This window comes from uncultured Intestinimonas sp., from assembly GCF_944387725.1.
Classification (GTDB): Bacteria; Bacillota; Clostridia; order Oscillospirales; family Oscillospiraceae; genus Intestinimonas.
Genome location: NZ_CALXGA010000115.1, coordinates 1 through 2,757 on the forward strand (window position 1 = coordinate 1; position 2,757 = coordinate 2,757).

The 2,757-nt window shown below is 60.6% G+C and carries 2 pseudogenes; both read right to left on the minus strand.

Annotated elements, in window-relative coordinates:
* Positions 1-1,715 (minus strand): annotated as a pseudogene (locus Q0K09_RS10680) (hypothetical protein); the annotation flags it as partial.
* Between the two features lie 63 nt (positions 1,716-1,778).
* Positions 1,779-2,672, minus strand: a pseudogene (locus Q0K09_RS10685) (ParB/RepB/Spo0J family partition protein); the annotation flags it as partial.
* Between the last annotated feature and the right edge of the window lie 85 nt (positions 2,673-2,757).

Consider the following 2,757-nt stretch of genomic DNA (forward strand, 5'->3'; position numbering starts at 1 on the left):
CACTTCTCGCAAAGCTGGGGCTCGGTGCAGGTAGCGGGAGCGCCGGGCACATGGCCCGCCGCCGCGTCGCCCTCCAGACGGGTGGCCCCGCAGCGGACACAGCGGAACTCCAGCACCCCCTCGCCGGTGCAGGTGGCATCGGTAATCTCCTTACCCTCGCCCCAGCTATGGCCCAGGGGGGACGTGTAATCCGTGATAAAGCTGGAGCCGCAGCCCTCGCAGATGTGCAGGGTCTTGCCGCCGCCATCACAGGTGGCCGGGGTGGTCTTGCTCACATAGTTGTGGGCCAGCGCCGGGGTGATGTCCTCAATGTGCCGCTCTCCGCAGACCGCGCACTCCCGCAGGGTGTAGCCGGGGCTGGTGCAGGTTGCAGAGCTGACAGAGGTGGAGAACTCATGCTCCCCCTGGGGGATGGTGGTCTCCTTGGTATCGCCGCACCGCTGGCAGATGTCCAGGGTCTTGCCGGGCACCTCGCAGGTGGCCTCCCGGATGACAGAGCTCTGGTAGGCGTGGCCCAGGGCCGCCTCATAGTCCCGCTTTTCAATCATGCCGCACTCGACGCAGAGATAACGGTCATAGCCCAGGGTCAGGCAGGTGGGGTCTACGCTATCCAGCAACGTCCAGTTGTGGTTCTCGCCGCACCCCTTATCATCGCAGCAGCAGCCGTCACAATCCGGGTCTTGGCAGCCGCAGTCGGGATTGCCGCAGCCGCAGGAGCAGGAGCCGTCCTCGGTGGTGGTTTCGTCCCGCAAGTGGACGAAAGCCACGCTATCCTCCACCATATCCGTATCCTTGAAAGTATAGGTGATTTCATAGTACACGGGATAATCCCCGGCCTCCGTGTAGTTGGGGGCAGAGGTCAGGGTGCAGGAGCCTGCCTCGTTGCCATAGCGGATCGCCGTGGTCACGCCCGCGTCGGAGAGATCTGACACGGTGACGGTGTGGGGCTGGCCGTCCACCACGCCGAAGTAGTCCGCGATGACGGCCTTGGCGGCGGTGTAGAACGTTTCCGAATAAGCGCAATCCTCGCAGGCGTCCATTTCTACAAAGCGGTCATGGGCCAGCTCCGGGCGGATGCTGCCCTCCATGTGGTGGCGCTCCAGGGTGGAATTTTTCTCCTTGAACGTGCCATAGCAGAACGCGCAATACTCCCCGCTGGTAGTGGTGACGCGGTGATACTCGCTGTCCACCTGCTCAATGGTCTGCGTTTCCGGCAGTTCCTCAAAGAAATCCGCCGCGCAGTCATAGAGCCAATATACATTTTTACCACAGGAGTAGTTGGTGGCCCCCATGTTGGTGTTGAAGGTGCCGCAGGTCTGGCACACCGCCTTTGTCCAGTGGTAGCCGGTGTAATAGGCATCCTTGCCGGGGGTGCCGTCCAGCAGGTCGCCCTTGCTCTCCCCGTCCAGGCAAGTGCCGTCTGAATACTTGACGTTGCGGGTCAGGGCGGTTTCCCCGTTGCGGGTGTACTCCGGTACACGGAACACTTCAAACGAAGTGGCCTGCCCGCACTCACAGCAATTAAAGGTTTCGATGGTCACCACGGAGTTGGCGTCCAGCTCATTCGTCCGGTTGAGCGCCTCCATCCAGTGTTCCGCCGGGTCGTGGTAGTTGTCCTCCTGGGCGGCAAAGGCCGAGGGAACAAGGGAGAGCATGACGGCTGCCACAAGCAGCAGGGCCGCCAGCCTCCGGGGGGTATGGTGATGAATGTTCAATTTGCACCTCCAAAATGTGATTTAGAAATGGAAAAAGCCCTTGGGACAAAGTGTCTCAAGGGCTTACTTCTCCAAATCCGCCGTTTTCTCCGGCGGTTGCTTTTCCTTCCACTCGTCCAGTAGGGCGATGATCTGCTCCTTCATCTGACGGGGCGTGGCCTCCTTGCCAAAATACTTGTTGAGTTCCTCGGTGCTGATAATCACTTGACCAACCTCCTTCTTTTCTTCACTTAAAATTGCGTCGATAACGTCCCCGGTGAGCTGTCCCGCTTGATCCAGCTCCCGGAGCTTTTTGGCCTGGGCAACAGAGGGGGAGGACTGCTCCCCTTCGATGGACACCGCGATGAGCTGCTGGTTGCGGGGGCGGATAAAGGACAGCTCCACGGCGGGGATGAATCCCAGCTTTTTGATGGGCTCCCCGTTGGCGTTCACCGCTGTGCCGTCTACCATGTCCTTCAGCTCCGGCACCAGCTCATTGAGCCGGATATACCGCATGACCTTTTTGTAGTTCATGCCGTTCCGGGTTCCCACGATCTCCGTTGAGCGTTTGCCAATGTCACCCTCGGCAACACCTTTGAGCACAGTGCCCTGGTGGGAAATAGCCTCCACCTGCTGCTGGAGCGCCTTGGCCTTCTCCGAGGGGAGAATATGCTCCCGGTGGCGCAGGTTGTCATCCGTCATGGCAAGGATGGCCTCGTCATCCGTCATTTCCCGGACGATGCAGGGCATATTCCGATACCCGGCCAGCTCGCTGGCCTTCTGGCGGCGGTGGCCCGCAATGATCTCATAGCCGCCGCCTTCCCTGGGGCGGACGAGGGCAGGCTGGTTCACGCCGCCGTTTTTGACGCTCTCCACCAGGGACTGCATCTCCGCATCCTCCCGCACCTGGAAAGAATGGTCTTTGAACGGATAGAGTTCAGAGAGGTCGAGATAGACTACTTCTTCCTTGACAGCGCGGGTGGCGTCCTTTTGGCCGAAAACCGCATCCGCCGTAAGGGATGCGGGATTGTCACCAGGGGCATCTTCACCGGCGATGGGGGCG